Here is a 26,604-nt window from a genome sequence, read left to right as displayed (position 1 = left end):
AACAGATTCTACTAAATGTATTTCTGTGATATTCTTCCAAGGTATCATAAAAGATAAGGGGGTCTTTTCATGTTCAAAAAGCAGGTCAAATCCTGTGTGGTCGTACTCATGGCCATCATTCTATGTATGGCAGCATTACCTGGATACGAGGCAGCAGCTGCCAGTCATGGAACAAGTGTCAATGAAGCCATTGGGTTAAAAAATGGTGAAGTCATCTCAGGTACATTACAGAATGAAAAGGAAGAGTCATGGTATCAAATCACGCCATCTGCACAAGAGGTGGCAAAACATACACATATGCAAATTTCTGTGAAAAGTAAACAAGTGCTGTCCGTATCGGTCTATCCAAGTAAGGACAGAGCGATGAAGGATGACACCTATTCAAGATATCGCGTGGACACAGCAAGCGGAGAGACAGAGATCAACTTCCCGCACGCATGGTCAGGTCCCTATTATGTCAAAGTGCTTTATTTAGGGTCAGAGGAAGACAGCCGTGATGAGGAAGAGGATGCGGCATATACAATCGGGTATAAAGGAGCTAACCTTCCTCCTTCTGAACCTGTTTTCCCTGAAGAAGATGAGCCTGAAATCATCATTATTGAGAAAAAGTACGGGCGTGAAATTCTACAATCGATTCGTACAATCGAAGATAAACGATTTAATGAAACGGCAGAAGGTCAAAAGCTTTCGCGTCTGCTCCAAAAAACAAAACCGTTTCTCAAATCGAAGCTCATCAAACATCAAAAAGAGCAGCAAAAGGTATACAATCATCTGCTCACATTAAAAACACTGCTAAGTGACGTAGAGAAAAATGGTGCATTTAGCGGTCATATCGTAACAGAAAAAGAACAGCAGGCGATCGGTTCCCTTTTTGATATGCTCAAAGAAGCAAGTCCGGCTTATTTAAAAAAGGAATTAGAAGCTTTCAGTCAAAAAATTGGTATTGATCAGCTTGAAGGAAAATCAGTTGGTTATGTATTAGAGAAACAAAAGCTTGTAAAAGAAGAGAAGGTTAAAACGAATAAGATCATTTTTAAATTAAAGGATGGCCAAACACTTCAATCTGCGAAAAAGAAGATGAAAAGCTACGGTATCCAAGAAAACCGTGTGACATCACAGTCAGTCAGTCCTTTATTCAAAGGCATGTATGTCTATGATGTACCAGCAGGGCAAGAATCAGCTGGAAAGACACTAAAAGCAGGCAAAGCGGCCATCAAGAGCACGGCAAGAAAGCTTTCCAGCATGCCGAATGTTGAATTTGCAGAGCCTGTTCAAACCTATCGTGCGCTAAGCAACGACGCGCAGTATGATTATCAGTGGCCGCTGAAAAACAGTGCGCAAAACAGCGGAAAAAAAGGCGCTGACGTCAAATTTGAACAAATGAATACACTGATTGGCACAAGCAAAATGAAGCAAACATTAATTGCTGTTGTGGATACAGGTGTAGACAGCCGTTTGACAGATTTAAGCGGGACTGTTCGTACAGACTTAGGTGCGAATCTCATTGGGCGAAACAAAGATGCGATTGATGACAATGGACACGGTACGCATGTGGCAGGCATCATTGCCGCAAAATCCGATAATCATTACTCAATGGCAGGCCTCAACCAACATACGGGTATCATTCCGGTGAAGGTGCTGGATGCCTATGGATTTGGAGATACAGAGCATATTGCACTTGGCATCAAGCATGCAGTGGACAAAGGTGCAAAGGTGATCAACATGAGCCTTGGCGGCTACTACAGCAGAGTGATTGAATATGCAATGAATTATGCTGCACAAAGAAATGTGCTAGTCGTCGTGGCAAGTGGAAATGATGGCGTACCAGAAATGGGCTACCCTGCGACGTCAAAATACGCAATGGCGGTTGGCGCAAGCAACCGTATGGATATTGCCGCTGAGTTCTCAAGCTATGGCAAAGGACTGAGCATGTCAGCACCAGGTTCTGATATTCCGAGCTTAATGCCTGATGGGAACGTCTCATACCTTAGCGGGACATCAATGGCGACACCATATGTGGCAGCAGCAGCAGGATTACTGCTTTCTAAAAATCCATCCTTGAAGCCAAATCAAGTGAGAAATCTTTTGCAAAGTACAGCAGATGATATCTCATTTAAATCTATTGATGGAAAAGACGACGTTTTCTATGATGAAAACGAGGAACCAATTGTTGATCCGAAAATTCCAGGTGTCGATTGGATGACAGGACACGGCAGACTGAATGCATTTGCTGCATTAAGTGCTGTCGAATTGAATGCATCTGTGAGCAAAGTGGAGGATCAGCATCAAAAGGTGACTGGTAAAGCAAAAGCTGGCGCTGCTATCTCTGTTTATAGAGGCAAAACCCTGCTTGGAAAAGGCACAGCAGGTAAAAAGGGAACCTTTAGTGTGAAGATCAAGTATCAGAACAAAAACAAGGTCCTTCGCATTAAGATTTCAAAAGGAAAGGCTGCTACGACGCTCAAAACTGTCGTGAAAAAGGGCAAAGCACCAGCTAAGCCGAAAGTGAGCAAAGTAACAGTCAAAAGTAAAGCGGTCAAAGGGACTGCGGGTGCAGGCTTGACCATTAAAGTGAAAAACAAATCAAAGAAAGTCATCAAAACAGTCAAAACCAATAGCAAGGGCGCATTTACTGCCCAAATAAAACCACAAAAAGCCAAAACGGTTTTGTATGTGACTGCTTCAGATGTGAGAAAAAGAGAAAGCAAAGCAGTAAAAGTGGTTGTGAAAAAATAAAAGAAGAACTTCCCTTTCTAAAAAAGGGGAGTTCTTTTGTTTTATACTGGAAAAATACCAATTCTTGTCGATAGTAATATAGTAGGAAATAAAAGGAGGATTTATCGATGAAAAAAATCATGTTTGCTTTCTTTCTATCATTGCTTCTCGTATTCCCGAGCTTTGCACATGCTGAAGAAACAGGTGCAGTACCAGCATCCGTACAAGTAACAAGTGTCACAGCAGCCGATAGTGGAATAGTGAATTACGGCTATGGCAGTAAATATCGCGTGGGTTCTTATTATCCAGCTACGTTTAAAGGGACACTAAAAGATGCAAGCGGAAACCTCATGCCTAATCAGCCGATCCAGCTTTATTTTGAAGCAGCAATCAAATCATATGCTCAAACAGCGACAGGCACAACAGACGAGAATGGACAGTTTTCACTCACGTTTCAAGTTCCTGCAGGTGCAGGCTACCAATCATACAATAATGCAGGCTGGTCAACACATTACTACGATATCGTTCCAGTGACGTTCACGTCAAACGACATCAAACTATCTTCAAATGTCACAAGTGTGTACCATTTGGCGTATACATCACGTTACTAATCTCATAGAAAAAAGGATGTCATCAAGTGACATCCTTTTCTTTTTGTTAGCAAACCTGCTGGGCGGCAACCGAAAGAGTCGATAAACAAACACTCATCAGCCGTTATTCCCAGATTCGATCGAGCGTTTAACTTTTAATCTTCAGCTTTGATGGATAAGAACTTTCATACTTGAACTTTGATCCTTGAACGTTCAGCTTTGAGCTTTTATCAAGGATCATCCTAAGATGATCATCAGATGAGGAGGGAATGACCTTTCCCTCGGAGGTGTTTAGTTCTATCGATTTTCGGCTCACTAACAAAATCAATTAATCGATCTGTATTTTCGTCAGTGTATTGCTTTCAGACAAGGAAAAATCAACTTCCATTTGGAAATCTTCAATTTCTTTCGAAAGCTGTTCAATTTTTACTCGAAGGCGAAGCGGATCGATGATCACTGCCTCATTTTCAGCTAGAAAAGACTTCACGATCTCTTGGTTGGCAGCCGCTTGTGTCTTTCCATCTTTCCCAAACAAGGTTTCTAAATGCTGATCAAGTCTCTTTTTCACATCTTCATTGGTTTGTTCTGCTTTGTCGACCAGCTCTTTGTACACTTGTTTCATTTTCCGTAAATAACGAATATCGTAGTCTATCGACGTCTTACGTTCAATCGCCTCTGCCACCGTCATGCGGACACCTGCCACATCAATCATTGTGGTTGCATTTGATACAACGATGGCTGATTTGATGGCATTCCGGCGTTTGATTAAAGCTTGAATCGATTGATCATCAGCCTTCGCCTTTTTTTCAACTTCTTCTTGATTTTGAAATCCGTGCTGTATATGTTTCCCGATCATCAATCCACCAAGTACGGCGTCATCAACGGTTCGGTTGATCCTTTTATCTAACATTTTCAGTTCACTTAATGCTCTTGTAATGGTCATTTCCATATTCACGACAACTCCCTTGGTTCATCCTGAAAATCATAGATTCCTATCATATACCAAAGTGTGCTTCTTTTACTAGTGATATCCTTTTTTGTCAGCTGCTTTTATTAGAAAAAAACCTGATGTTTATACACCAGGTTTTTCTCGTTTTTTCTGAATCCAAGCTGTCGCATAATAGGCAGCATAGCAGAGCGCAATGAAAGGAATGCCGCAGATGAGGGCAATCCGCTGATTTGGGTCAAAGGCAATGCCGATGACAGATGCAAGACATAGGAGGAAGGCAGCAATCGGAACCACTGGATAGAGCGGGGTTCGAAAGGATAAATCTTGAAGCTGTCCGCCTTCCTGTAAAAATCTTTTCCGAAACATCAACTGTGAGGCAGCAATCCCCATCCATACAACCACAACGGCCAGTCCAGAGATTGACACAAGGACAAGATATACCGTTTCTGGTGCGATCACACTCGATAGCAATGAAAGAATACCACCGATCATACTTAAAATGAGTGCATTCAAAGGAATTCCTTTTGACGTCAGCTTCGCCAGTTTTTTAGGAAGTGTCCGTTCTTCAGAAAGTGACCAAAGCATACGAGATGACGCGTATAATCCTGAGTTTGCGGCAGATAAGATCGCGGTCAGGATGACAAAATTCATGAAATCTGCGGCATAAGGAATCCCGATACGATCAAATACCACGACAAATGGGCTTTTGATCACCCCGGCTTCTTCTACTGGAATCAAGCCAGCCAAAACAACGATCGTTCCAACGAAAAACAGGACGAGACGCAGGACAGTTGTGCGAATGGCTCTTGGGATGGTCTCGTCAGGATTGACGCTTTCACCCGCAGCAATCCCAATCAACTCCGTCCCTGAAAAAGCAAAATTGACAGCAAGCATCGTCATTAAAATCGGTAAAAAGCCGTTTGGGAAAAGTCCGCCTTCGCCAGTGAAATTAGAAAAGAACGGAGCGGCCTCACCGCCCTTTAATGGAATCAAACCAAACATTGCAGCTCCGCCAAGAATAATAAAGAGAATAATAGCCATCACTTTAATACTGGAAAACCAAAACTCTGATTCTGCAAAAAATTTGACTGTAAATGCATTCAGTAAAAAGATGAGAAGAGCAAAAACACCACTCCACATCCAAACCGAAGTGTCTGGAAACCAGCGCTGCATTAATAATCCTGCCGCTGTAAATTCCGAACCGAGTGCCACTGTCCACGTCAGCCAATATAGCCAAGCGACCGTATAGCCTGTACCAGGTCCAATGTATTTTGTTGCGTACGTATGAAAAGCCCCTGTGACCGGCATTGCGACAGACAGCTCACCTAAACAAAGCATCACGAGGTAGACAATTAATGCCCCCACAAGATAGGCAAGAATGGTTCCCGCAGGTCCGGCCTGATTGATGGTATACCCAGAGCTTAAAAAGAGCCCTGTCCCAATGACGCCGCCTAGAGAAAGCATGAACAGGTGCCGGCTCGTCATTTTTCGTTGATATTGTTGTGACTGATCTTTTGCTTGTTCCATGTCTTCCCGCCCTTTTGTTTAGAAGTATGTGTGATGATTCATGATGTGGTTCGTTTTAAGATGTCATTGATATCTTCTGGAGTCGTGCGGCAGCAGCCACCGATGATATGTGCGCCGTCTTTGTACCATTGATACGCACATTCGCCAAAAGTAAGATGTGACGTATCTCCGCTCCATACCTTTTCTTCAGGATCATATACTTCACCTGAGTTTGGATACACCACAATCGGTTTGCTTGTTCCCTTTTTCATCTCTTGAATGAGAGAAGAGATAAATTGCGGCGGCGTACAGTTCACGCCGACAGCAGCGATTTGTTCATAAGGCTCAAGCGCCTGTACACATACTCGTATGAAATCACCTTCACTAATGTGCAGGCCATCTTTTGCGCTGAATGTGATCCAAGCAGATACCCCGCTGAATTCATCCCGCAGCAGCTTTGCGATGGCTGTTGCTTCAATCAGACAAGGAATTGTTTCACATGCAAGAATATCTGCCCCCGCTTCTACTAACGCCTGAATTCTTGGTCTGTGAAAATCAATGAGATCCTGCTCAGAGAGTCCGTAATTTCCCTTATATTCTGAACCATCAGACAAATAAGCGCCGAATGGCCCCACAGATCCAGCGACAAATGGTTTTGTCCGCCCTTCACGACGCGCTTCATCCTGCCAAAAAAGATCACGTGCCTCTTTCGCTAAAGTGACAGAGCGTTTCATGAGTTCAAGCGCTTCTTTTTTTGTATAGCCTTTTTCAGCAAAGCCTTCAATCGTTGTTTGATAGCTGGCGGTTGTGGCACAGTCAGCACCTGCTTGGAAGTAGTCCAAGTGTACTTGCTGAATCAATTGTGGCTGTTCAATAAGTATTTTGGCTGACCATAAACTGTCATTTAAGTTACAGCCCTTTCGTTCAAGCTCTGTTGCTAATGCACCGTCTAAAATCAAAGGTGCGTGAGCCTGTAAACGGCTTTGAATAGGATTCATCGGAATCAAACAGCCTCCTTTTTAGATCGGAAATAATGGATATGATATGAGGCAGTAGTTTAAATGACTAAAGTGTTTTTGTCAAGGAGAGGAAAAAGCATCTTAGAGCGAAAAAACCCTGAAAACATGCGGGTTTTGATGCATAAAAATGCAGTCAAAATAATAGAAAACCAAGTCATTGACAGCCTCTAAAAAGAGATATATATTATGGAAAGATTGATTTCAGAAAGCTTCATCAAAAGGCGCCGTCTTTTGATTTTTATTTTGTCAAACGACTGTCTTCTTTCGTGCAGAAAGAGGGTTTTTTATATGCTTAAAAAAGGAGGAAAGAAGAATTGAAAAAATGTGTAAAAGATATAGCGATGATTTTAGTTGGTTCTTTTTTATTTGCCGCAGCAGTGAACATGTTTGTCATTCCGCTTGAATTTGGTGAAGGCGGCGTAACGGGGCTGTCCATCATTTTTTATTATTTGTTTGAGATTGCACCGTGGCTGACGAACCTTGTGTTGAATGCGATCTTATTACTTGTGGGATATAAATACTTGGACAAGAAGACCACGATTTATACGGTGGTTGCCGTCGCAAGTAACTCTCTATTTTTACACTTGACCACAACATGGGTCGTGAATGTTCATGAATTGATCATTGGAGCGATTTTTGCAGGAATTATCATCGGTATTGGGATTGGTCTAGTGCTAAGAGCAGGCGGAACAACGGCGGGCTCTGCCATTCTCGGAAGAATTGCCAACAAGTATTTAGACTGGAACGTGAGCTATGCCATCTTGTTCTTTGATCTGATCGTTGTATTTGCTTCCTACTTTATTATTGGTGCGGAAAAATTAATGTTTACCATTGTAATGCTGTACGTGGCGACAAAGGTGATGGACTTCGTGATAGAAGGGCTTAACACGAAAAAGGCAGTGACGATTATTTCTTCATGCAAAGATGATATTGCGGAAGAAATCAATCACACTCTGGACCGAGGCGTAACAATTTTAAACGGACGCGGACATTATTCAAAGGAATCGAAGGAAATTCTTTACGCAGTCATTCAAAAGCAAGAGCTCATGCGCCTCAAGAAAATTATTAAGAAAATTGATCGAGACGCATTTGTGGTTGTCCATGACGTGCGTGATGTGTTCGGAGAAGGATTTGTAAATATATAAAAATGAAAAGAAGACAAAGAGCTAAAAGACCCGAAAAAGGGTCTTTTTTTATTCTCTATACCTCTTGTCACACAATACTATGTAATGTATAGTATAAAGAGTTAGGAGTTGTAAACATGAATGCACAATTAAAAAAAGGATTACTGGAATTTTGTGTACTGGCGGTATTAAAGAAAGGCGATTCCTATGGTTATCAAATCATTAAAGATATGTCCCATTGTATTGAGATATCAGAATCGACATTGTATCCGATTTTAAAGCGTTTAGAGCAAAACAATTATGTGGAGACCTATTCCCAGGAACATAACAGTCGATTAAGAAAATACTACCGCATGACAGAAAGCGGGCGGGAGCATATGGCGCAGTTTTTAGAGGAATGGGATCAGGTGATGGCGATTTACGACTTTATTTCTGGAGGACAGGGAAATGAATAAAAAAGAATTTTTAAGCAGCCTAAAGAAGCATCTGCATCTTCTAGGCGACAAAGATAGTGATCGGTTTATCGAATACTACGATGAAATGATTGAGGATTATCAGGAAGATGGCTACAGTGAACAGGAAGCGGTTCAACAAGTCGGGCAGCCTGCTATGATCGCTGAAGGGATTATGAAGGAACAAGGAATAAAAACCGTTCAGGTGCCGACGTTTGGAGAAAAAGCCACAAGACTCTCCATTCTCATTTTAGGCTTTCCGTTATGGGGCAGTATTCTAGCAACAGTCTTCCTGCTGATTCTTTCTGTGTATATGGTGATTTGGTGCATTCCACTCGTGACAGGAACAGTGACGCTCACTGGTCTGCTCGGCGGTTTTTGGAGCATCATTGGTTCTCCATTTATCTTTCAGGACGGTTTGCATGTGGTGGTGACGCAGATTGGCGTTGGTATTTTTCTATTAGGTGTCGGATTATTAAGCGGCATAGCCACGGCGTATTTGACAAAGCTATTTGTGCAAATGACTATTCAAACAACTAAGGCATTCATGGGAATGTTTAAAAAGAAGGTCGTGAGAGTATGAACGTGAATGATTTAAAAAAGCAATGCATCAAATGGGGGATCATCTTCACCGTTGCCGGAGGAATTGTCATGACAATTGGTTTTGGCATATCAGGCTTTGATCTAGATGCATATCACAATAATGACCAGAGCAACGTGTTCCGCACCATCAATTGGAGCAAGCCATAATAAAAAATGAAAAAAGACAAAGAGCTAAAATCAAGATCATTTTAGCCCTTTGTCAACAGTCTGAAACCCGCTTATGCGGGTCTTTTTTTCGCTCGGGCCACAAAGAAGAAATAACAGCAAAGTGCGCCTAGATCACAAAGCATAATGATCAGACCCATTGGAAAGGCCGTTTGGCTTCCGGCTAGTCCGACAAGAGGTGTCATGCAAGCGCCTAGCAGCATTTGCGCCACACCGATCAGTGCAGCTGCACTTCCTGCATGTGCCCCGTGATGCTGCATTGCAAGAGACGGTGCAGAGGTCCCGACAATTCCAACGCTTGATACCACAAAAAACAGCGGAATGAGAATACCGTACAATCCTGCATCAATCGAGATCATGAAAAATAAAGTCACTCCCCCTAACGCAGCTGTCAGCAATCCAATGCGAAGGACTTTCTCTTCACCGATTTTCGCAGCGACTCGGGCAAATACTTGTCCAGCTGTGATGATCCCAAGACTATTCACCGCAAAGGCCGCACTAAAGCCTTGTGGAGAAAGGTTAAAAATATCCTGGAGCACAAACGGTGAACCGGAAATATAAGCAAACATCGCTGCGAATACAAGACCTTGTGAGAGGGCATATCCAACAAAGAGACGATCACTGGCTAAAATTTTCATCGCGCCTGCAATCTGTTGAAAGCCCCCGGTCTGTCTACGCTCCGCAGGTAAGCTTTCTTGCAGTGAAAAGATGGATCTCAGCAGCATCAATGCCCCGAGAATTCCGAGTAGGACAAATACCCCCTGCCATGTCGTGAAGCGTAAAATCTGTCCGCCCGCAATAGGTGCTGCTGCCGGAGCCACCCCGTTGACTAACATCAGCAGTGCGAAGAATTTCGTCATTTCTGACCCTTCATAATGATCTCGCACGATAGCTCGTGCAATGACAATCCCTGCTGAACCAGCAAGTCCTTGAATCAATCTAAGAAGAATGAACGTCCAAATCGATGTGACTACTGTACAAAGAAGTGAAGCAGCTATAAAGATAATCAAGCCAATCATCAGCGGTTTTCTTCTGCCGATCGTATCGCTGATCGGGCCTGCAATCAGCTGGCCAAGCGCCAGTCCAATGAGACAAGCCATGAGACTTAATTGGGACAGAGCGGTACTTGCCTCAAAATCACGAGCAATATGAGGCAATGCAGGTAAATACATATCCATTGCCAGCGGAGCAAGGGCTGTTAAAGATCCGAGCAATGCGGCAAGGAGAAATCGATTTTTTTTCGATTCTTGGGGATAAGATAAAGAACTCATATGATGACAGCACTCCTCGTATACTTCCTCAACACAGCATAATGAATCAAGCGTTCCTTTTCAATGAAAAATTTTCAAAGATGTTTCCGTGCAAAATGATTGATCTTTCGAATGAGACTCTTTACATTGAATGAGTAGAGAAAAGAGTAAGGTGATCACATGCAGTGATTGCATGATACGTATATCCACTAATAGAGAGCAGGAGGTGCTGACATGAAGCAGCAAGAGCTAATCATTCGTCAAGCAGTCAAAGAAGATCATGAGGCCATCAGGAACGTGCTGATCAAATCCTATGCACAGTATGCGCCTCAATTTACAGAGGAAGGCTGGCAAGATTATTCTGCCGCGCTTGCAGCAGCTGTAGATAATCCGAACATGGAGCTGATGCTGGTGGCTGAGCTTGATGGCAAGATTGTGGGGACGCTTCAAATGTTCCGTTCATCAGAGCAAGCATATGACAATCCAGAAATGGGCATTACATCAGCCATCGTCCGGTTTTTAGGAGTAGATCCCGATGTGAGGGGAAAAGGAATTGCAGAGTCCTTGCTGCGTAAAAGTATTGAACTAACGCAATCATGGGGCGAAAATGTCCTGTATCTGCATACATCTGATAAAATGCAGGCCGCTATTCGCCTATATGAAAGAATGGGCTTTGAGCGTGCGCTTGATAAAGATTTTGTGAGCTCGAGTGGGACGCATGTCAAGAGCTATCAATATGTGATCAAGAAAGAACAGCCGGCAGGTTCATAATATAACGTGCAGCAAAAGGAAGAGCTTACATCCATGGGCAGCTCTTCCTTTTTCAATTTACGCCCATAGTGCCAGCGCCCAATATGATACCCCCCACGAGATGAAACCGAACATGACAAAGAATTTTAACATGCGCTCATAAGGAGACAGTTTTCGTTCTCTCTTCGTTTTCACTAGCTGCCAATAAAGGGCAAAGCCGCAAATCACGAGGATGATTTGTCCAAGCTGTGTAAAGTTTTCAAGAATCGTGATTCCGTTCATTTCTTTTCACCTCATTATTCATCTTCCAGAAGTAAAAGCGCAATCCCTTTATTTCTTCAAAAAAAATCAGTGTATACTAGAAAGAAACGAGTGTTTAGAGGGAGTTGTGACATATTGTTTTCGCTGCATGCGGATCGTTGGGATGAAGTCATCGAGAGAAAAATCAAATACGATCAAAAAGTTGTGGAACATACCTGTCAGCTGTTAGACGCACAGAAGCAGCAGGCTGTGCTGTTTCACAAGATTGAAGACCCGTTTACGATGAGGGCAGGTGATGGTGCTCTAACCATTCCTAAAGGAAGCTATACGACCGCCTATTATTGGAAGGATCGGCCTTACAACATATATTTCTGGAGAGATGATCAAGGAAAGGAACTAGGGTCTTATCTTAATATGGTGGGAGATACTCAGTTCAACGGCCAGCTGGTCATGTTTGAAGATCTCATTATTGATCTTCTTGTTCTCCCGAATGGTGTTGTCTTTGTGCTGGATGAAGATGAATTGCCGGAGAATTTAGCGGATTTTGAACACGGTTCGGTGCATCGGGCATTAAAGGGCGTGATGGCTTCGTTAGAAAGCATTCTCGATCAAGTGAGGGCAGATGCCGAAGGAAAATATCATCACAGTTTGTTTGAGCCGATGTTGAAATAGAAAAAACGATTCCTCGCTGAAAGGAATCGTTTTTTTCTGTTAAACCTTAATACGGTTTAATCGTTTTTGTAAATTGGTTTTTGTTTTGGAGGCTTTTAGCTGTTTGACAGCGCTTTGGGCCGCTGCTTTTGTTTTCTTTGTTCGTTTCGCTTCCGCTTTTTTGACCTTTTGTTTAGCGTCTGTCACTTTCTTTTGATAAGCGACTTGTTTTTTGACTTTGTCGAGCCGGTTTTGCAGGCTTGTTTTTTCTTTGCCTTTGTTTAGTTTTTTGATGGCCGTTTGAGCACTTTTAATAGCGCTCTGTGTTTTGTTTTTTTCTGCTGTTTTGACCTTTGCACGTGCCGAGCGGATATCAATGGATGCTTGGACTTTCTTCACCCGTTCTGTGAGTGCTGTTTTTTGTTTGCTTGCAGTGAGCCGGCCAATTCTTGTTTTGGCTTGATTGACATCTTCCTGCTTTTTAGATGTTTCGGCTTTTTTAACAGCACTGGCCGCAGCCTTTAAAAAGGAGGATTGCGGCACATATTGCACGCGGCCATAGCCGAATTGTGGATCCTTTCCTTTTGCGCCAAGATCCACTGTATAGCTGCGCAATAAAGTGCGAAGCTGTGCATTTGTTTTCTTCGGATGAAGCTGCTTTAACAGTGCCAGCATTCCTGTGACATGCGGTGCAGCTTGTGATGTACCCGTTGCATACCAATATTCATTTTTTAAATAAGTGCTGATGACGTTCTGGCCAGGGGCAGAAAATTCAATCCCTTTCCCTGTATTCGAGATAGACGCGAGTTTATCTTTGTCAGTCGTTGCAGAAACGGCAATGACGCTATTGTAAGCGGCAGGGTAGCTAATATAATTCTTTTTCCCATCATTTCCGCTTGCAGCGACCACAAGCAGTCCTTTTTTATAGGCTTCATCCACTGCTGAACGCAAGATGGGGATATTGTCTTCAAAGCCTAAACTTAAATTAATAATGTCCATCTTGTTGGTAATCGCCCAATCGATGCCTCGAAGCAGACTATATAGATCGCCTTCTCCCTTTTTATCTAACACTTTCACAGCATACAGCTTCACACCAGAAGCGACGCCAACTGTTCCATAATCGTTATTAAGCGCACCAATCGTGCCTGCGACATGTGTGCCATGTCCTTCATCATCTTTATAAGAGGATGTGTAGTTCACGAATGATTTACCGCCGGCTACCTTTAAATCCTCGTGTGAGAAAATGCCAGTATCTAAAACGGCTACTTTTACATTTTTACCAGTGACGCCTTCTTTTATTGCTTGCTTTATATTTAGTTTTTGCAGGTTGTAAGATTTTTGTACCAATGCATCCTGATTAGTAGCAGCGGCTGTTTTCTTCACAGTAGAAGCTGCGAGTTTAACCTTTACGTTTTTTGAGACGTAAGCGATGTTTGGGTCTTTTTTGAGTGAGGTGACCGCTTGTTCATCTGTTGTCACAGCGACAGCGGGAAGATGTATGTACTGTGCGTTCACTTTCTCACTTTCCTCAATAGCTGTTTGTTTTCCTTTTTGATTTTTATAGACGATGATGACATCTGTTTCTTTTGGCGGTGCAGCTGCCTGCGTATGGAAGGGCAAAGCAGTTGTCAACGCAAGAAGAAACGCAATGACGATAAGTAATTTCCTTTTCAATGCGTGGCTCCTCTCATCCGATGACCTCGGTCTTTTTTTCTCTATTATATCGGAGAAAGCAGAGGGATGGGATAGTAGAATTGTCGTCTTGTTGAGAAAGTTATGTTTACAAGTAACCTGAAATTGAAATTCATAGAATTCTAGTAGACAATAGAGACATCAAGATAAGAGAAAGAAGGACATGCTGATGAACGTAAAAGAGTATATGACGTATGATGCGACTGGCTTAGCAGCACTTGTGCGGAATAAGCAGGTAACGCCCGAGGAGCTTATGCAGACTGCATTTGATAGATTGAATGAGGTCAATCCAGAACTAAACGCTGTGATACAGATGAGGCAAGATCAAGTTTTAAAAGACATCAAGGAGTTACATGATTATCAGCCATTTGCGGGCGTTCCGTTTGTGTTGAAAAATATATCGCAAGGGATCAAAAATGAACCACTGACAGCAGGCGCTTTGCTGTTAAAGGATGTAAAAGCCAACTCGGATTCGCACTTTGTTGATCGATTGAAGCAGGCTGGTTTTCTCATGATTGGGCATACAAATACACCGGAATTCGGTTTAAGAAATGTGACGGAACCTGCGTTACATGGGCCAACGAGAAATCCTTGGAATACGGACTATTCTCCAGGCGGCTCAAGCGGCGGGACAGCAGCAGCTGTTGCAAGCGGCATTGTACCTGCTGGCGGAGCAAGTGATGGCGGTGGTTCCATTCGGATTCCAGCCTCTTTTACCGGTTTGTTCGGCCTTAAGCCCACGCGGGGAAGAACGCCGGTAGGCCCAGGCGCAGGAAGGCAGTGGCAAGGGGCTTCCATCGACTTTACACTCACTAAAACAGTGCGGGACAGTGCAGCCCTTCTTGATCTTCTTCAAGTCATTCAGCCCGAAGCTGCTTTCCAAACTCCGCTATACGATGGCAGCTACCAAGAGGATCTGGCGAAACGTACATCTTCTATGCGAATTGCCTACAGTGTAGAATCTCCAGTTGGCACGAAGGTCAGTGAGGAAGCGAAGCAGGCTGTTCAGCAAACAGTGAAATGGCTGAGTGAGCAAGGTCATCAAGTAGAAGAAGCCAAGCCGGAAATTGATGGGGTTCATCTCATGCAGCAATATTACGTGATGAACAGCGGAGAAATGTCTGCGTTATTCACTTCCTTGGCTCGTTCGTTAGGGCGTCCAGTAAAGCCGGAGGAAACGGACATCGTGGCATGGGTACTGGCGGAGGCTGGCAAGAATGTGACCGCTGCTGCTTATACAGAAAGTCTTGATGCGTGGGATCGGGCTGCTGCACAAATGGCGTCATTTCATCAAACCTACGATCTCTATGTGACACCAGCTACTGCCTATTCAGCTCCAAAGGTTGGTGAGCTTATGCATTCAGATCAGGAAACAGCCGCACTTTTACGTGTGTCATCTCTTTCAATGCAAGCACAGCAGGATCTTATTTATGATATGTTCCTCAAGAGCTTGACGTACACCCCATTTACACAGCTTGCCAACTTAACAGGTCAGCCATCAATGAGTGTTCCTGTTCATCTCACTAGCGCGGGCATGCCTTTAGGGGTACAGGTGACAGCACCTAAAGGGAAAGAGGACTGGCTGCTCAGGCTTGCAGCAGAAATGGAGACATCCTCGATTTGGAAAGGAACTAGTCAATTAAATCGATAACGCATGATAAGCGACTTTGGTCTATGGAGGGAAAAGAGTGTCACACGTGAGTACGAAGGATAAAATCATTCAAACGGCAGCACTTCTTTTACGTAAACAGGGATACCATGCGACAGGATTGAATCAAATCATCAGAGAGAGTGGCACACCTAAAGGCTCTCTTTATTATTACTTTCCAAATGGAAAAGAAGAGCTGGCCATTGCATCTGTTGAATACATTAGTCAAAAGGTCATCAATCAAATTGAAGAAGGCTTTGCTTATTCGGATGATCCGTATATTGCCATCGATCGTTTTATGACAAACATCATTCGAGGATTTATGGAGAAAGAAAGTGAAAGAGGGATACCAATTGTCTTGCTGGCAGCAGAGTCAAAGCCGGAAAACACGCGGCTCCATGCTGCATGCAAACAAGAAATGATCCGCTGGCAGGAGCTTGTAAAAGAAAAACTAATGAACAGCGGGTATGAAGAAAACAAAGCGGATGAGCTGGCTTCTCTCCTGCACTCAATGGTGATCGGGGGTCTATCGATGACCACTGCACTCAAACAAACGACCCCTTTAGAACACGTAAAAAGTTACCTTAGACACTTATTTATGCGAGAAGAGTAAAATCTCTCGCATATTGTCTATCTATTATATCAATTGGTCTATATAATATAGATAGTCAATTCGTCATGAGGAGTGATGGGATGTCGGAGCAACCGCAATCGATCAAGCAATCCGAAGGTACCTCTTTTTATACCATGTCTGGTTCAGGAAAACTGTATGGGCTGGAGAATCAGCTTGTTCATATACTGGCAGAAGCAAATCAAACGAATCAACTGTTTGAGCTTGCCTTAATCACAGGTGGGAAAGGAGCCTATTTCCCGCTGCACTGTCATGAGCACTTTTTTGAAACCATTTTTGTGCTGGAAGGAAAGCTTGAAGTGATGCTGGATGGTAAAAAATACATGGTCACAGCCTTTGATTATATTCATATCCCGCCCAAAACGATTCATGGCTACAGAATGCATAGTCATAAAACAAGATTTATTTCATATACGCTGGGCGGAAAAATGACAGATGTCTATCAGCAAATTGGGAAGAGGCTTTTTCAGAATGAATGGTCTATGACTCATCATGCTTTCGATGTAGCCAGTTTTCAGCAGGCTGAAAAAGAAAGCGATATCATCCTGATGCATGGAATCAGAGAACTGTCTAATACAACGAGGCCCTCCGTTTTATTTCATAGTCAGCTTCCTCATGAGGTACAGCCTTATGTATTAGAGGCTGGTGAAGGGAAGCAATACATCATTGATGGTCAGATTCATGAGCTGATTGCAACAGTAGAAACAACAGGAGGTGGATTCAGTCATTTTGTGGTTGAAGGAGCGAAGGAGAAATATTTCCCGCCGCATTATCATCAAGTTCATACAGAAGCAATCTACTGTGTTGAAGGGAAGATGAACCTTCATTTGAATGGAGAGGATATTTGCTTGATGCCGGGTGACTTTGCCTATATCCCGCCGGATACGATTCACTCTTATGAATTTGTGTCTCATTCAAATAAAATGTTGGTTTTGCTGCTTCCAGGAGAAATTGAGCAGGTGTATGAGCAGTTTGAAGAATCTCCAAGCCAAAGTATATGTCCCTATTTTATTCAAGAAGGGAATTTCATGTTCAATCGGGAGACTTCAACTCAATATGATTTGTTTTTTGTCGAAAAGGAATAAGTGTGTAACGCGTTACACAACATCAGGAGTCTGTCGAAACAATCGACAGGCTTTTTTGTTTTTTGCCTCCACATAAATTTCTCATTTGATGAATGAACCATTCATTCAAGGTGAAGCTATGTAAAGATGACTTGAGCTAAAGGAGGAAATGCATGTGAGAGCTGTTACTTATCAGGGGAAAAATAGCATTGCAGTGAAGAGAGTAGATGCACCGTCGATTCAAGATCGGGAAGATGTCATCATACGGATTACATCAACAGCAATTTGTGGATCAGATTTACATTTGTATCAGGGGAATTTCCCGCTTCCAATCGGCTATGTGATTGGGCATGAACCAATGGGGATTGTGGAGGAAGTTGGCCCGGATGTCACAGCCGTAAAAAAGGGAGACCGTGTCGTCATTCCATTTACAGTTGCATGTGGTAAATGCCAATATTGCGATCATCACTTAGAAAGCCAATGTGACAACTCAAACCCGCACTACGACTCGGGTGGACTTTTTGGCTATAGTGAGAAATATGGGAATTACCCCGGAGGACAGGCAGAATATTTACGCGTACCTTTTGGAAATTACACCCCGTTTAAGATTCCAGAGGATTGTGAGCTGGAGGATGAACAATTGCTGTTCTTATCAGATGTCCTGCCAACCGCCTATTGGAGCGTAGAGCACGCAGGTGTGAAAAAAGGCGATACGGTCATCGTGCTAGGCTGCGGACCTGTTGGTTTAATGGCACAGCAATTTGCTTGGCAAAAAGGAGCGGAGCGTGTGATTGCCGTCGATTATATCGATTACCGCCTGCGGCATGCAAAACGGATGAGCGGCGTGGAGGTTTTTGACTTTACAGAAGATCCCGACATGGGAGAAACGTTAAAGGAGCTCACCAAGGGCGGGGCCGATGTTGTGATTGATTGTGTCGGAATGGACGGGAAGAAGTCGCCGCTTGAAAAAATTGAACAAAAGCTCAAGCTCCAAGGCGGAACGATCGGACCCATTCAAATTGCCACAAAAGCCGTTCGCAAGTGCGGAACAGTGCAGATGACGGGTGTGTACGGCGGCCTGTACAATATGTTCCCATTAGGTGCTTTTTTCGCAAGAAACGTCACCTTGAAAATGGGCCAAGCCCCTGCTCGAGGATACATGTCAAAGCTCTATCAAAAAGTGACAAGCGGTGAAATCGATCCAAGAGCCATTATCACACACAAATTGCCATTAGATGAAGCTGCGCATGCGTACCACATCTTCAATGACAAACAGGATGATTGTATAAAGGTCGTCTTAAAGCCATAAACAAAAGGCTTAGGGGTATCCCTAAGCCTTTAATGTGTGCTCGTCCATCATTTTTTCGATTAATTCAAAAAATGTTTTTTTATCTTCCTCTGAAAGGTGGTTGAACAATTGATTCACAAGCAGCTGGCGATTGTCGATCATTTGTTTAGCAATTTGTTCACCCGATTCAGAGAGTTCAATCCACACAGTACGGCGGTCATTATTATTTCGAGAGCGGATAATCAGCCCTTCGTCTTCTAAGTGATTGAGAGCGGTTGTTGTTGCAGAGGGAGATAATGAAACTTCCTGAAGAATATTTTTTACAGTACATGATTGATGGCGGTAGATGATACGTAAAATAAATCCTTTAACATTCGTGACGTTTTTCGGAATATTTTCTTCATCTATTTGTTTCGTCGCCTTTAAATACTTTGTCAGTGCATGGTCTAACAAACTTGCCTCTAGCTTGAAATGTTGCATTCTCCATACCTCTTTTCCTATTGCATTCGCATTTCCGATCAATTACTAGGTCTATCTTATCATAATAATCAACATGATTTAAACCAAAATGGAAGACGGCTATAAAATTACCTATATTATCAATTAATATAAAGAACAATTCCAAAATGAAATGATTTTACTTTCAGCTGTTTTTATTTTAGAATGTGAATGAGATAAAATCTGCCAACCCAATTCGCTGGAAATTGGCTATTGGAAATCAAACGTTTGGAGATGAAGATATTGAATACTTTACAGGCATTACTAAACGACAGAATGGAACGCTCTTCACAAATTGAGGCGGTAACTGGCGGAGGGGTGTCTTATACATTTGAAGAATATGCAAAACGCATCGACCAGCTTGCTCATTACTTACATCAAAAAGGAATTCGAAAAGGTGACCGCGTTTGCTTTATTTGTCAAAACCATCATCACTTTTCAACGATTATGCTGGCAGCCATTAAAGCAGGTGCAGTCGCAGTTCCGCTTAGCTGGCAGCTTACTTCTTTTGAGCTGGAAGGGATTTTGAAAAAAGCAGAGCCAAAGGCTTTATTCTTTGATCGAGAATTCCGTGACATTATTGCTGCGGTGGATGTGTCTTTAGATAACTGTCTCATGGTAGAATCTGGTGTAAATGCGAAAACAACGCAGCTGTTTGAAGATATATTGGCTTCAAATGATGGCAGTGATCTTGCAGAAGAGGTATCAGAAGAGGATCTAGCGATGATCTTATTTACCTCTGGGACAACGGGTAATCCAAAAGGCTGTATGGTCGGACATGGACGAATCTATCAATTTTTAACAAGACGTGGGAATCGAGGATTTGACTTGAAAGGAAAGCGGTACTTGGCGAGTCACCCTCTGTATCATATGAGTTCAATTAATCACCTGATCGCCGCTGCGATTGAAGGGTATACGCTTGTCTTCTTACATGATGCAACACCGAAGCGCATTTTAGAAACAATTGAAAAAGAAAGAATTACATTCATGATGGCTTTCCCTTCAGCTTATACGTACATGCTGGAAGAAATGAAGTGCGGTGCGTATGATCTTTCATCCTTTGAAATTGCGATTTCTGGCGGTACGAAGGTGCCGGTCCGTTTGATTAAGGACTACAAAGAAGCAGGCATTCAGATGATGCATGGCTACGGAAGCACGGAAGCATGGGTTGTCAGTGCGTGGCATCCTGCGATGGGCGAGGATAAAATGGGCTCTGCTGGTAAAGTGGATCCAGATGTAGAAGTGAAAATCGTTCATCCTGAGACAGAGGAAACACTGCCAGCTGGAGAAATTGGCGAAGTCGTCATGAGAAGCCCGTTCTATTTCTTAGGCTATTATCATCAGCCTGACGCTACTGCGAAGGTACTCAAAGATGGCTGGTTCCATATGGGAGATGCAGGCTATCTAGACGAAGACGGTTTTCTATTTATCACAGGCAGATACAAAGATGTGATTTTATACGGCGGAGATAATATCTACCCTGATCAAGTAGAAGAAGTCATTGAACAAATTCCGGGTGTGATTGAATCAGCTGTCATCGGGGTGCCGGACGAATTATATGGTGAAGTGCCAAGTGCATATATCGTAAAAGACGAATCCGCTGATTTCTGTGAAGAAGATGTGGTGAACTATTGTCAGGATCGTTTGGCAGATTACAAAGTACCATCCATTCATTTCATCAGTGAACTGCCAAAAAACAAGCTTGGTAAAATCATGAAGAAAGATTTACGTGAATTGGTTGTGAATGCTTAGTACCTATTCTGCTATAATGAAATTTGAATGATTTTTTGTTTTTCTAACGTTTTGGAGGGAAAGGGTTTGCGACATATTCTTCGTAAGAAACACATTCACGATTTGTTGGAACAGAGCAGACAGCAAAAGGTAAAGAAAACGCTGGGCGGGCTTGATCTCACGCTTCTTGGTATAGGGGCAGTGATTGGTACAGGGGTTATGGTATTAACTGGAATTACAGCGGCTAAGGATGCAGGACCCGCTGTCATTTTCTCCTTTGCGATTGCAGCCATTGTGTGCAGTTTGGCAGCACTTTGCTATGCAGAAATGGCGTCAGCGCTTCCTGTATTCGGCAGTGCATACATTTATTCATATACAACCATGGGCGAGCTTGTAGGTCATTTGATGGGCTGGACCTTATTATCTGTTTATATGCTGACTGCTTCAGCTGTCGCCAGCGGCTGGTCGAGTTATTTCAACAGCCTGCTTGAGGGGTTTGGAATTTCGATTCCACATCAATTCTTAGCGGGGCCGGAGCAAGGCGGATATATGAATCTGCCGGCAATTATCATTGCTTTACTGATTGCGTGGATCTTATCTAGAGGAACGAAGGAAAGTAAAAAATTTAATAATATCATGGTGTTTGTGAAACTTGGTATTATTGTTCTTTTCATTGTAGTAGGCGGCTTTTATGTACAGCCAGCCAATTGGCAGCCGTTTATGCCGTTTGGCGCGGAAGGCGTCATTGCCGGTGCAGCTGCTGTGTTTTTTGCCTTTTTAGGATTTGATGCGATTTCTGCTTCAGCAGAAGAGGTGAAAAATCCGCAGCGGAACCTGCCAATTGGGATCATAGGTTCATTACTTATTTGTACGATCATTTACATTGTTGTTTGTTTGGTCATGACAGGCATGGTGCATTATACAAAGCTGAATGTTACAGAAGCTATGTCCTATGTCCTGCAAAGTGTACATCAAAATAGCGTGGCTGGTATTATTTCTGTTGGTGCGGTCATTGGATTGATGGCTGTGATTTTCGCCAATAATTATGCGGCAACTCGAATTGCCTATGCGATGGGCCGAGACGGACTTTTGCCTAAAGTGTTTTCAAAAACAAACAAAAGCGATACGCCTGTTGCTAGCATATGGATGATTGGCGGAATGACAGCTGTTATTTCAGGCTTTATTGATTTGAAGGATCTGTCCAACTTAGCGAATATTGGTGCATTATTAACGTTTGCCATGGTCAGTTTATCTGTGCTTATTTTGAGAAAGACACATCAGCAGCTTGAGAGGGGCTTCAAGGTTCCTTTTGTGCCGGTTTTGCCAATTATATCAATGGGCTGCTGCTTGTTCCTTATGCTCAATTTACCAGGCCGGACATGGCTTTATTTTGGAGTTTGGCTGTTAATCGGTGTCGTTATGTACGCAGCGTATTCAAACAAACATAGTGAATTAGCGAAATCTTCATGATAAAAAGGTGCAAATCCGTTGACGATTTGTGCCTTTTTTCATACGATTTGGGATAAGCTATAAAAGAGATAATGGACGGAACAAGAGGAGGATGAGGGATTTGATTAGTGTTAGTCCTTATATTGTTGTAGAAGATGTGAAAGAATCTCTTCAATATTATCAAGGGATTTTTGGTGGGGATATTCAGATCTTAAATGAACATCAAGACCGTGTCCTGCATGCTGAATTGCATCTTGGGGAATCATTGCTTCATTTTTCAGATACGTTTGGACGCACGCCAAAGCCAGAGAATCTCAGATTGATCATGCAGTTTGACAATGAAGAAGAACTAAAGGCAGTCTATGAAGCGCTGGAAGCTGATGGAGATGTACTGGTCGAATTACAGGATACCTTCTTTGGCGCACTTCACGGACAAGTACAGGACCGGAAAAACGGGTTGATCTGGGTTCTGAATTATATGAAATAGACGAAGACCTTCACGAGTGTGAAGTGTCAGCGTGTAGGCAAACCCTCGCATTCTGTGTCAGGTCTGCGTGCCGGTACTCACGAATGCCCAATTCGCTCTGCCCCGGTACTCGCCCTTCCTAGGGCTGCAAAGGTTTTCTATCACGCTGAAAAAAGAACAAAAGCCTTCACCAGTGTGAAGGTTTTTTGGTGAGTGTTTTTATTTTCTGAAAAATGGAAAATATGCTATGTTGGAAGAATAAAAGGACAAGGAGAAGGGTGGCAAAGGAATGGAACAAATTGAGTTTCAATCAATCCAAACAAATGGTGTAACACTTCATACAGCAATGGCTGGACCGGAAAATGGCCCGCTGCTTGTGCTGCTCCACGGGTTTCCTGAGTTTTGGTATGGCTGGAAAAATCAAATCATCCCCTTGGCTGAGGCAGGCTATCGTGTTGTCGTTCCTGACCAAAGAGGCTACCATCTAAGTGACAAGCCAGAAGGAGTCGAATCATACGTATTAGATAAACTGAGAGATGATATTGTGGGTTTGATCAAGACGCTGAGCCCGAACCAAAAGGCGATTGTCGGCGGACATGACTGGGGTGGAGCTGTTGCGTGGCATTTGGCTTCAACCCGTTCTCAATATGTCGAGAAATTAATCATTGTCAATATGCCGCACCCGCGGGTGATGATGAAGGTTCTACCTTTTTATCCGCCGCAGTGGAAGAAAAGCTCCTATATCGCTTTTTTTCAGCTTCCGAATGTTCCAGAGGCAGCACTTCAAGAAAATCACTTTCAAAAGCTGGATGAAGCCATTGGGCTGACGACAAGACCGCAATTGTTCACGAAGGAAGATGTCTCAAGCTACAAGCTTGCTTGGACGCAGCCAGGCGCCTTAACCTCAATGCTGAATTGGTACCGAGCCATCAAAAAAGGCGGCTTTGAAAAGCCAATTTCCAAACGAATTCTCGTTCCTGTTCGCATGATCTGGGGGATGGAAGACAAGTTTTTAAGCAGAAAGCTGGCGAAGGAAACGATCAAGATCTGTCCAAATGGCCAGCTGATCTTTGTCGATGATGCCTCTCATTGGATCAATCATGAAAAGCCAGAAGTGGTGAACAAACTCATACTCGAATTTTTGATCTAAAGAAAAAAGCTCTGGTCAGAGGGACCAGAGCTTGTGATTTATCCGATATGATTCTTTTTCAACGAAGCAGGTTCATCATCCCAGCATTCAATGTTCTCATTGTTTGGAACGGCATTTTTATAAAAGACTGGATCTTTCCCCTCTTTTTTCTGTCGTGTATAATCCTTTAATGCTGCAAAGGCGACTTTAGACAGCATGGTAATGGCAATGAGGTTGACGATGACCATTAAGCCCATAAACAGATCGGCAAGATTCCAAACAAAAGGAACACTTGCTACAGCACCGAATAAAACCATTGCAATTACCGCAATACGGTATCCAATCAACCATGCTTTGCTTGATTTGAGGAATTCAATGTTCGTTTCACCATAGTAATAATTCCCGATTAGCGTACTAAACGCAAATAAGAAAACCATAATGGCAAGAACACCAGAAGCCCAAGGACCGATGTGTTCACTCAAAGATGCTTGAGTGAGCTCAATACCTGTTAATTTTGTCGTTTTATATGCACTTGAGAAAAGGACGATAAAGGCAGTACTTGTACAAATAATCAGTGTATCAATTAAGACACCAAATGCTTGGATCAGTCCTTGCTTTACAGGGTGGCTCGTCACGGCAGCTGCAGCAGCGTTTGGTGCGCTACCCATCCCAGCTTCGTTTGAGAATAGACCCCGTTTGATCCCTTCCATAATGACGGCACCCATGGTACCACCTGCAAACTGCTCAATACCGAATGCATGTGAAATAATAGTCTGGACAACACCAGGCAGTTCAGTAATGTTTGTAATCATAACAAAAAGAGCAATACCAATATAAGCGACAGCTAAGAAGACCACAATGTATTCTGCCATCTTGGCAATCGTTTTGACCCCGCCGAAAATGATGATACTAAATCCAATAGCCATAATGACGCCTACGATCAAACGATTTGTGCCAAATGAATTTTCAAAAGCAATGGTAATAGTGTTCGACTGTACAGCATTAAAGACAATACCGAAAGAAATGGTGATTAATACAGCAAACAAAATCCCCATCCAGCGTTTCTTTAAGCCTTTTTCAATATAGTAAGCGGGACCACCGCGAAAGCCTGATGCATCTTTTACTTTATACACTTGGGCAAGCGTACTTTCAACAAAGCTTGACGCGGAACCGATAATGGCTAGGAGCCACATCCAAAAAATAGCGCCGGGACCACCCATTGCAATTGCGATCGCAATCCCAGTAATGTTCCCAGTTCCAACCCGAGCCGCCATACTAATAGCAAAGGCTTGGAATGGTGATACGCCAGATTTTTGTTTGTTTGTTCCTTCCTTCAGAACGATCACCATTTCCTTAAGCATACGCACTTGAAGGAAACGAGACCTGAATGTGAAATAAAGGCCGACAAGAATTAATAGTGCAACAATAATATATGACCATAGAAAACCATTTGTTGTTGTTAATAAACCATTCATAACATCACCTCTTCTAATTCATCCTATTTCTTTAAAAAATACTGAGATCCCACTCTTTAGCGAGCTTTTTCAGCATCATGACACCGGTAATACTATTTCCGCAATCGTCAATGGCAGGACCGTAAATGCCAATACCACAGCCTGTCTGAAACGGGAACTCTCTTCTTGCGCTTGGCGGAACGCAAGCCATAATTCCTCCAGACACACCACTTTTGGCTGGAACGCCTACGAAAGCAGCAAAATTCCCAGACGCATTATACATGCCGCATGTCAGCATCAATGCCTTTGTTAGTCTGGCGATATCCTTTGGGATGACTTGGACTTGTTTAAAGGGATGGTAGCCATCACTTGATATAATCAGTCCAATCAAGGCGATGTCCTCTGTTGTGACCTCGATGGAACATTGCTTTAAATACACTTCTAAGGTGTCCTCGACATCCGATTCTAAATAATTGGTTTCTTTTAAATAATAAGCAAGTGCCCGGTTGCGATGCGCAGTTGCCCATTCTGATTGATAAACCTCTTCATTAACAGAAGGACGCTTACCTATTAAGTTTTCGATTAAATCGAAAATATATGCTAGCTTTTCTGTAGAAGTCTTTCCGGGAAGGATGGAGGATACGGTAATAGCTCCAGCATTAATCATTGGATTAAAGGGCTTCCCTGGTTTATGCATCTCAAGACGGTAGATGGAATTAAATGCATCACCAGTTGGCTCTACATCTACCCGATCCAAGACGTAAGGTACGCCTCTTCCTAAACAGGCAGCTATAAAGCTGATGACTTTTGAGATACTTTGCAGGGTAAAGGGGACGTCCCAATCACCATATCGGACAGATGATCCATCTGGGCCTATCACGCTGATACCAAGTTGAGAGGAATTCACTTTTCCAAGTGCTGGAATGTAGCCAGCATTCTGCCCGTTTGTGTAATACGGACGTATTTCTTCTGCCCATTGATCAACAGAAGACTGGCATGCGTGTTGTGTATTTTTAGAAATTGCTGTTTTCATACGATTCCTCCAATCAAAAATCAAAAAGTACCCTATTGAATTGGCGGATGACAAAAAATGCGATCAAATAGGCACGAAAACATGTTACACATCTTCAAAGAACTTGTCATGCGCTGCTTGCACCACTCCTTTACACCTAAATATATGTACAAATGAAGGCATTGTCGGCGGAAAAACAAAAAGGGTTTTTAGTGAAAATTCAGAAAACGCTTACATATAGTTTCACTAAAATTGTTCATTCAATTTATCTTGGAAACTACACAATCTGACGTAAATCTACAGAAAAACTTACAAATAAAAATCAGTTTGTCGATTATTGTCGTCAATGATCAAAACACTGAATAGCTGAAAGGTCACCTTACTGCCCCGGAGAATAGTCATAAAAAAGGATTTTGGAGATAAAAGGAGCAGTGAAATTTATTTTTTGTACATTGTGGAGAAAAGAGTCTCCTTGTATACTGTGGCTATGCAAACAGGGGAAGGGAT

Annotated in this window: 25 protein-coding genes; 16 read left to right on the top strand and 9 right to left on the bottom strand. The window is 42.9% G+C overall.

The window, feature by feature from the left end; translation table 11 throughout:
- The first annotated feature begins 69 nt into the window (after window positions 1-69).
- Entirely contained in the window at window positions 70-2,736 is a 2,667-nt protein-coding gene (locus ACP69X_RS15145; protein WP_426052816.1) for a S8 family serine peptidase, read from the top strand.
- A 107-nt stretch (window positions 2,737-2,843) separates the two neighbouring features.
- The gene (locus ACP69X_RS15140) at window positions 2,844-3,326 is read left to right on the top strand and encodes an Ig-like domain-containing protein (protein ID WP_058837247.1); all 483 of its coding nucleotides are present in this window, start codon (window positions 2,844-2,846) and stop codon (window positions 3,324-3,326) included.
- Between the two features lie 307 nt (window positions 3,327-3,633).
- On the opposite strand, the gene ACP69X_RS15135 is transcribed toward ACP69X_RS15140, so the two are convergent.
- The 3 genes from ACP69X_RS15135 to mmuM all read right to left on the bottom strand — a co-directional run bounded on the left by ACP69X_RS15135 (window position 3,634) and on the right by mmuM (window position 6,758).
- A complete protein-coding gene (locus ACP69X_RS15135; protein WP_041088857.1) occupies window positions 3,634-4,254 on the bottom strand; it encodes a hypothetical protein in 621 nt (206 codons plus the stop codon).
- 123 nt (window positions 4,255-4,377) lie between these two features.
- Entirely contained in the window at window positions 4,378-5,781 is a 1,404-nt protein-coding gene (gene mmuP, locus ACP69X_RS15130) for an S-methylmethionine permease (protein WP_047203047.1), read from the bottom strand.
- A gap of 38 nt (window positions 5,782-5,819) precedes the next feature.
- Window positions 5,820-6,758 (bottom strand): homocysteine S-methyltransferase, encoded by a 939-nt coding sequence (gene mmuM, locus ACP69X_RS15125; RefSeq protein WP_041089299.1) that lies wholly within the window; start codon window positions 6,756-6,758, stop codon window positions 5,820-5,822.
- A gap of 335 nt (window positions 6,759-7,093) precedes the next feature.
- On the opposite strand from mmuM, the gene ACP69X_RS15120 reads away from it, so the two are divergent.
- From ACP69X_RS15120 to ACP69X_RS15105, 4 genes are all read left to right on the top strand, one after another.
- Window positions 7,094-7,924, top strand: coding sequence for a YitT family protein (locus ACP69X_RS15120; RefSeq protein ID WP_024424393.1), 831 nt, complete (start codon window positions 7,094-7,096; stop codon window positions 7,922-7,924).
- 116 nt (window positions 7,925-8,040) lie between these two features.
- A complete protein-coding gene (locus ACP69X_RS15115; protein ID WP_024424392.1) occupies window positions 8,041-8,358 on the top strand; it encodes a PadR family transcriptional regulator in 318 nt (105 codons plus the stop codon).
- Window positions 8,351-8,938, top strand: a complete 588-nt coding sequence (locus ACP69X_RS15110; protein ID WP_041088863.1) for a DUF1700 domain-containing protein — start codon at window positions 8,351-8,353, stop codon at window positions 8,936-8,938. The genes ACP69X_RS15115 and ACP69X_RS15110 overlap by 8 nt, the downstream gene beginning before the upstream one ends.
- Window positions 8,935-9,105 (top strand): hypothetical protein, encoded by a 171-nt coding sequence (locus ACP69X_RS15105; protein WP_426052815.1) that lies wholly within the window; start codon window positions 8,935-8,937, stop codon window positions 9,103-9,105. Before ACP69X_RS15110 ends, ACP69X_RS15105 begins: the two co-directional genes overlap by 4 nt.
- Before the next feature lie 71 nt (window positions 9,106-9,176).
- Here ACP69X_RS15105 and ACP69X_RS15100 read toward each other — a convergent pair whose 3' ends face one another.
- Entirely contained in the window at window positions 9,177-10,394 is a 1,218-nt protein-coding gene (locus ACP69X_RS15100; protein WP_305960777.1) for a multidrug effflux MFS transporter, read from the bottom strand.
- Between the two features lie 213 nt (window positions 10,395-10,607).
- Between ACP69X_RS15100 and ACP69X_RS15095 the strand changes: the two genes are divergently transcribed.
- Complete coding sequence (locus ACP69X_RS15095; protein ID WP_426052814.1) at window positions 10,608-11,144, top strand: GNAT family N-acetyltransferase; 537 nt, start codon at window positions 10,608-10,610, stop codon at window positions 11,142-11,144.
- Between the two features lie 57 nt (window positions 11,145-11,201).
- Here the strand turns inward: ACP69X_RS15095 and ACP69X_RS15090 are convergent, their stop codons facing one another.
- Window positions 11,202-11,405, bottom strand: a complete 204-nt coding sequence (locus tag ACP69X_RS15090; RefSeq protein WP_041088869.1) for a hypothetical protein — start codon at window positions 11,403-11,405, stop codon at window positions 11,202-11,204.
- 114 nt (window positions 11,406-11,519) lie between these two features.
- Here ACP69X_RS15090 and ACP69X_RS15085 point away from each other — a divergent pair, with 114 nt between their 5' ends.
- The gene (locus tag ACP69X_RS15085) at window positions 11,520-12,056 is read left to right on the top strand and encodes a DUF402 domain-containing protein (RefSeq protein WP_041088871.1); all 537 of its coding nucleotides are present in this window, start codon (window positions 11,520-11,522) and stop codon (window positions 12,054-12,056) included.
- Window positions 12,057-12,095: 39 nt separating this feature from the next.
- On the opposite strand, the gene ACP69X_RS15080 is transcribed toward ACP69X_RS15085, so the two are convergent.
- Window positions 12,096-13,709 carry a S8 family peptidase gene (locus ACP69X_RS15080; RefSeq protein ID WP_041088873.1) on the bottom strand — a complete coding sequence of 538 codons (1,614 nt, stop codon included), beginning with the start codon at window positions 13,707-13,709 and terminating at the stop codon, window positions 12,096-12,098.
- A gap of 187 nt (window positions 13,710-13,896) precedes the next feature.
- On the opposite strand from ACP69X_RS15080, the gene ACP69X_RS15075 reads away from it, so the two are divergent.
- The 4 genes from ACP69X_RS15075 (at window position 13,897) to ACP69X_RS15060 (ending at window position 18,379) form a co-directional block, all read left to right on the top strand.
- Window positions 13,897-15,378, top strand: coding sequence for an amidase (locus tag ACP69X_RS15075; RefSeq protein WP_426052813.1), 1,482 nt, complete (start codon window positions 13,897-13,899; stop codon window positions 15,376-15,378).
- 37 nt (window positions 15,379-15,415) lie between these two features.
- Entirely contained in the window at window positions 15,416-15,988 is a 573-nt protein-coding gene (locus ACP69X_RS15070; RefSeq protein ID WP_231120158.1) for a TetR/AcrR family transcriptional regulator, read from the top strand.
- Between the two features lie 80 nt (window positions 15,989-16,068).
- Complete coding sequence (locus ACP69X_RS15065) at window positions 16,069-17,091, top strand: quercetin 2,3-dioxygenase (protein ID WP_041088875.1); 1,023 nt, start codon at window positions 16,069-16,071, stop codon at window positions 17,089-17,091.
- 154 nt (window positions 17,092-17,245) lie between these two features.
- The gene (locus ACP69X_RS15060; RefSeq protein WP_073978653.1) at window positions 17,246-18,379 is read left to right on the top strand and encodes a zinc-dependent alcohol dehydrogenase; all 1,134 of its coding nucleotides are present in this window, start codon (window positions 17,246-17,248) and stop codon (window positions 18,377-18,379) included.
- 21 nt (window positions 18,380-18,400) lie between these two features.
- On the opposite strand, the gene ACP69X_RS15055 is transcribed toward ACP69X_RS15060, so the two are convergent.
- Complete coding sequence (locus tag ACP69X_RS15055; RefSeq protein WP_041088879.1) at window positions 18,401-18,838, bottom strand: MarR family winged helix-turn-helix transcriptional regulator; 438 nt, start codon at window positions 18,836-18,838, stop codon at window positions 18,401-18,403.
- Between the two features lie 261 nt (window positions 18,839-19,099).
- On the opposite strand from ACP69X_RS15055, the gene ACP69X_RS15050 reads away from it, so the two are divergent.
- From ACP69X_RS15050 to ACP69X_RS15035, 4 genes are all read left to right on the top strand, one after another.
- A complete protein-coding gene (locus tag ACP69X_RS15050; RefSeq protein ID WP_041088881.1) occupies window positions 19,100-20,608 on the top strand; it encodes a class I adenylate-forming enzyme family protein in 1,509 nt (502 codons plus the stop codon).
- Window positions 20,609-20,674: 66 nt separating this feature from the next.
- Window positions 20,675-22,057, top strand: coding sequence for an amino acid permease (locus ACP69X_RS15045; RefSeq protein ID WP_041088883.1), 1,383 nt, complete (start codon window positions 20,675-20,677; stop codon window positions 22,055-22,057).
- A gap of 100 nt (window positions 22,058-22,157) precedes the next feature.
- A complete protein-coding gene (locus tag ACP69X_RS15040) occupies window positions 22,158-22,523 on the top strand; it encodes a VOC family protein (RefSeq protein WP_025092526.1) in 366 nt (121 codons plus the stop codon).
- Window positions 22,524-22,791: 268 nt separating this feature from the next.
- Window positions 22,792-23,652: an alpha/beta fold hydrolase gene (locus tag ACP69X_RS15035; protein ID WP_041088885.1), complete on the top strand. Its 861-nt coding sequence runs from the start codon at window positions 22,792-22,794 to the stop codon at window positions 23,650-23,652.
- 38 nt (window positions 23,653-23,690) lie between these two features.
- Here the strand turns inward: ACP69X_RS15035 and ACP69X_RS15030 are convergent, their stop codons facing one another.
- Together ACP69X_RS15030 and ACP69X_RS15025 are read right to left on the bottom strand one after the other, a co-directional pair.
- Entirely contained in the window at window positions 23,691-25,106 is a 1,416-nt protein-coding gene (locus ACP69X_RS15030; RefSeq protein WP_041088887.1) for an alanine/glycine:cation symporter family protein, read from the bottom strand.
- A 31-nt stretch (window positions 25,107-25,137) separates the two neighbouring features.
- Window positions 25,138-26,118: a glutaminase gene (locus ACP69X_RS15025; RefSeq protein WP_024427212.1), complete on the bottom strand. Its 981-nt coding sequence runs from the start codon at window positions 26,116-26,118 to the stop codon at window positions 25,138-25,140.
- Window positions 26,119-26,604 lie beyond the last annotated feature (486 nt).

Source organism: Bacillus sp. DC4300-2b2 (genome assembly GCF_049895685.1).
Classification (GTDB): Bacteria; Bacillota; Bacilli; order Bacillales; family Bacillaceae; genus Bacillus; species Bacillus safensis.
The sequence above is the reverse complement of the archived record's forward strand: the minus strand, read 5'-3'. Positions and strand labels throughout refer to the sequence as shown.

Bases quoted from the DNA above. Each gene is read 5' to 3' on its own strand.
- ACP69X_RS15145 (WP_426052816.1), top strand. From the start codon at position 70: ATGTTCAAAAAGCAGGTCAAATCCTGTGTGGTCGTACTCATGGCCATC.
- ACP69X_RS15140 (WP_058837247.1), top strand. From the start codon at position 2,844: ATGAAAAAAATCATGTTTGCTTTCTTTCTATCATTGCTTCTCGTATTC.
- ACP69X_RS15135 (WP_041088857.1), bottom strand. From the start codon at position 4,254: ATGGAAATGACCATTACAAGAGCATTAAGTGAACTGAAAATGTTAGAT.
- mmuP (WP_047203047.1), bottom strand. From the start codon at position 5,781: ATGGAACAAGCAAAAGATCAGTCACAACAATATCAACGAAAAATGACG.
- mmuM (WP_041089299.1), bottom strand. From the start codon at position 6,758: ATGAATCCTATTCAAAGCCGTTTACAGGCTCACGCACCTTTGATTTTA.
- ACP69X_RS15115 (WP_024424392.1), top strand. From the start codon at position 8,041: ATGAATGCACAATTAAAAAAAGGATTACTGGAATTTTGTGTACTGGCG.
- ACP69X_RS15110 (WP_041088863.1), top strand. From the start codon at position 8,351: ATGAATAAAAAAGAATTTTTAAGCAGCCTAAAGAAGCATCTGCATCTT.
- ACP69X_RS15105 (WP_426052815.1), top strand. From the start codon at position 8,935: ATGAACGTGAATGATTTAAAAAAGCAATGCATCAAATGGGGGATCATC.
- ACP69X_RS15100 (WP_305960777.1), bottom strand. From the start codon at position 10,394: ATGAGTTCTTTATCTTATCCCCAAGAATCGAAAAAAAATCGATTTCTC.
- ACP69X_RS15095 (WP_426052814.1), top strand. From the start codon at position 10,608: ATGAAGCAGCAAGAGCTAATCATTCGTCAAGCAGTCAAAGAAGATCAT.
- ACP69X_RS15090 (WP_041088869.1), bottom strand. From the start codon at position 11,405: ATGAACGGAATCACGATTCTTGAAAACTTTACACAGCTTGGACAAATC.
- ACP69X_RS15075 (WP_426052813.1), top strand. From the start codon at position 13,897: ATGAACGTAAAAGAGTATATGACGTATGATGCGACTGGCTTAGCAGCA.
- ACP69X_RS15065 (WP_041088875.1), top strand. From the start codon at position 16,069: ATGTCGGAGCAACCGCAATCGATCAAGCAATCCGAAGGTACCTCTTTT.
- ACP69X_RS15055 (WP_041088879.1), bottom strand. From the start codon at position 18,838: ATGCAACATTTCAAGCTAGAGGCAAGTTTGTTAGACCATGCACTGACA.
- ACP69X_RS15035 (WP_041088885.1), top strand. From the start codon at position 22,792: ATGGAACAAATTGAGTTTCAATCAATCCAAACAAATGGTGTAACACTT.
- ACP69X_RS15030 (WP_041088887.1), bottom strand. From the start codon at position 25,106: ATGAATGGTTTATTAACAACAACAAATGGTTTTCTATGGTCATATATT.
- ACP69X_RS15025 (WP_024427212.1), bottom strand. From the start codon at position 26,118: ATGAAAACAGCAATTTCTAAAAATACACAACACGCATGCCAGTCTTCT.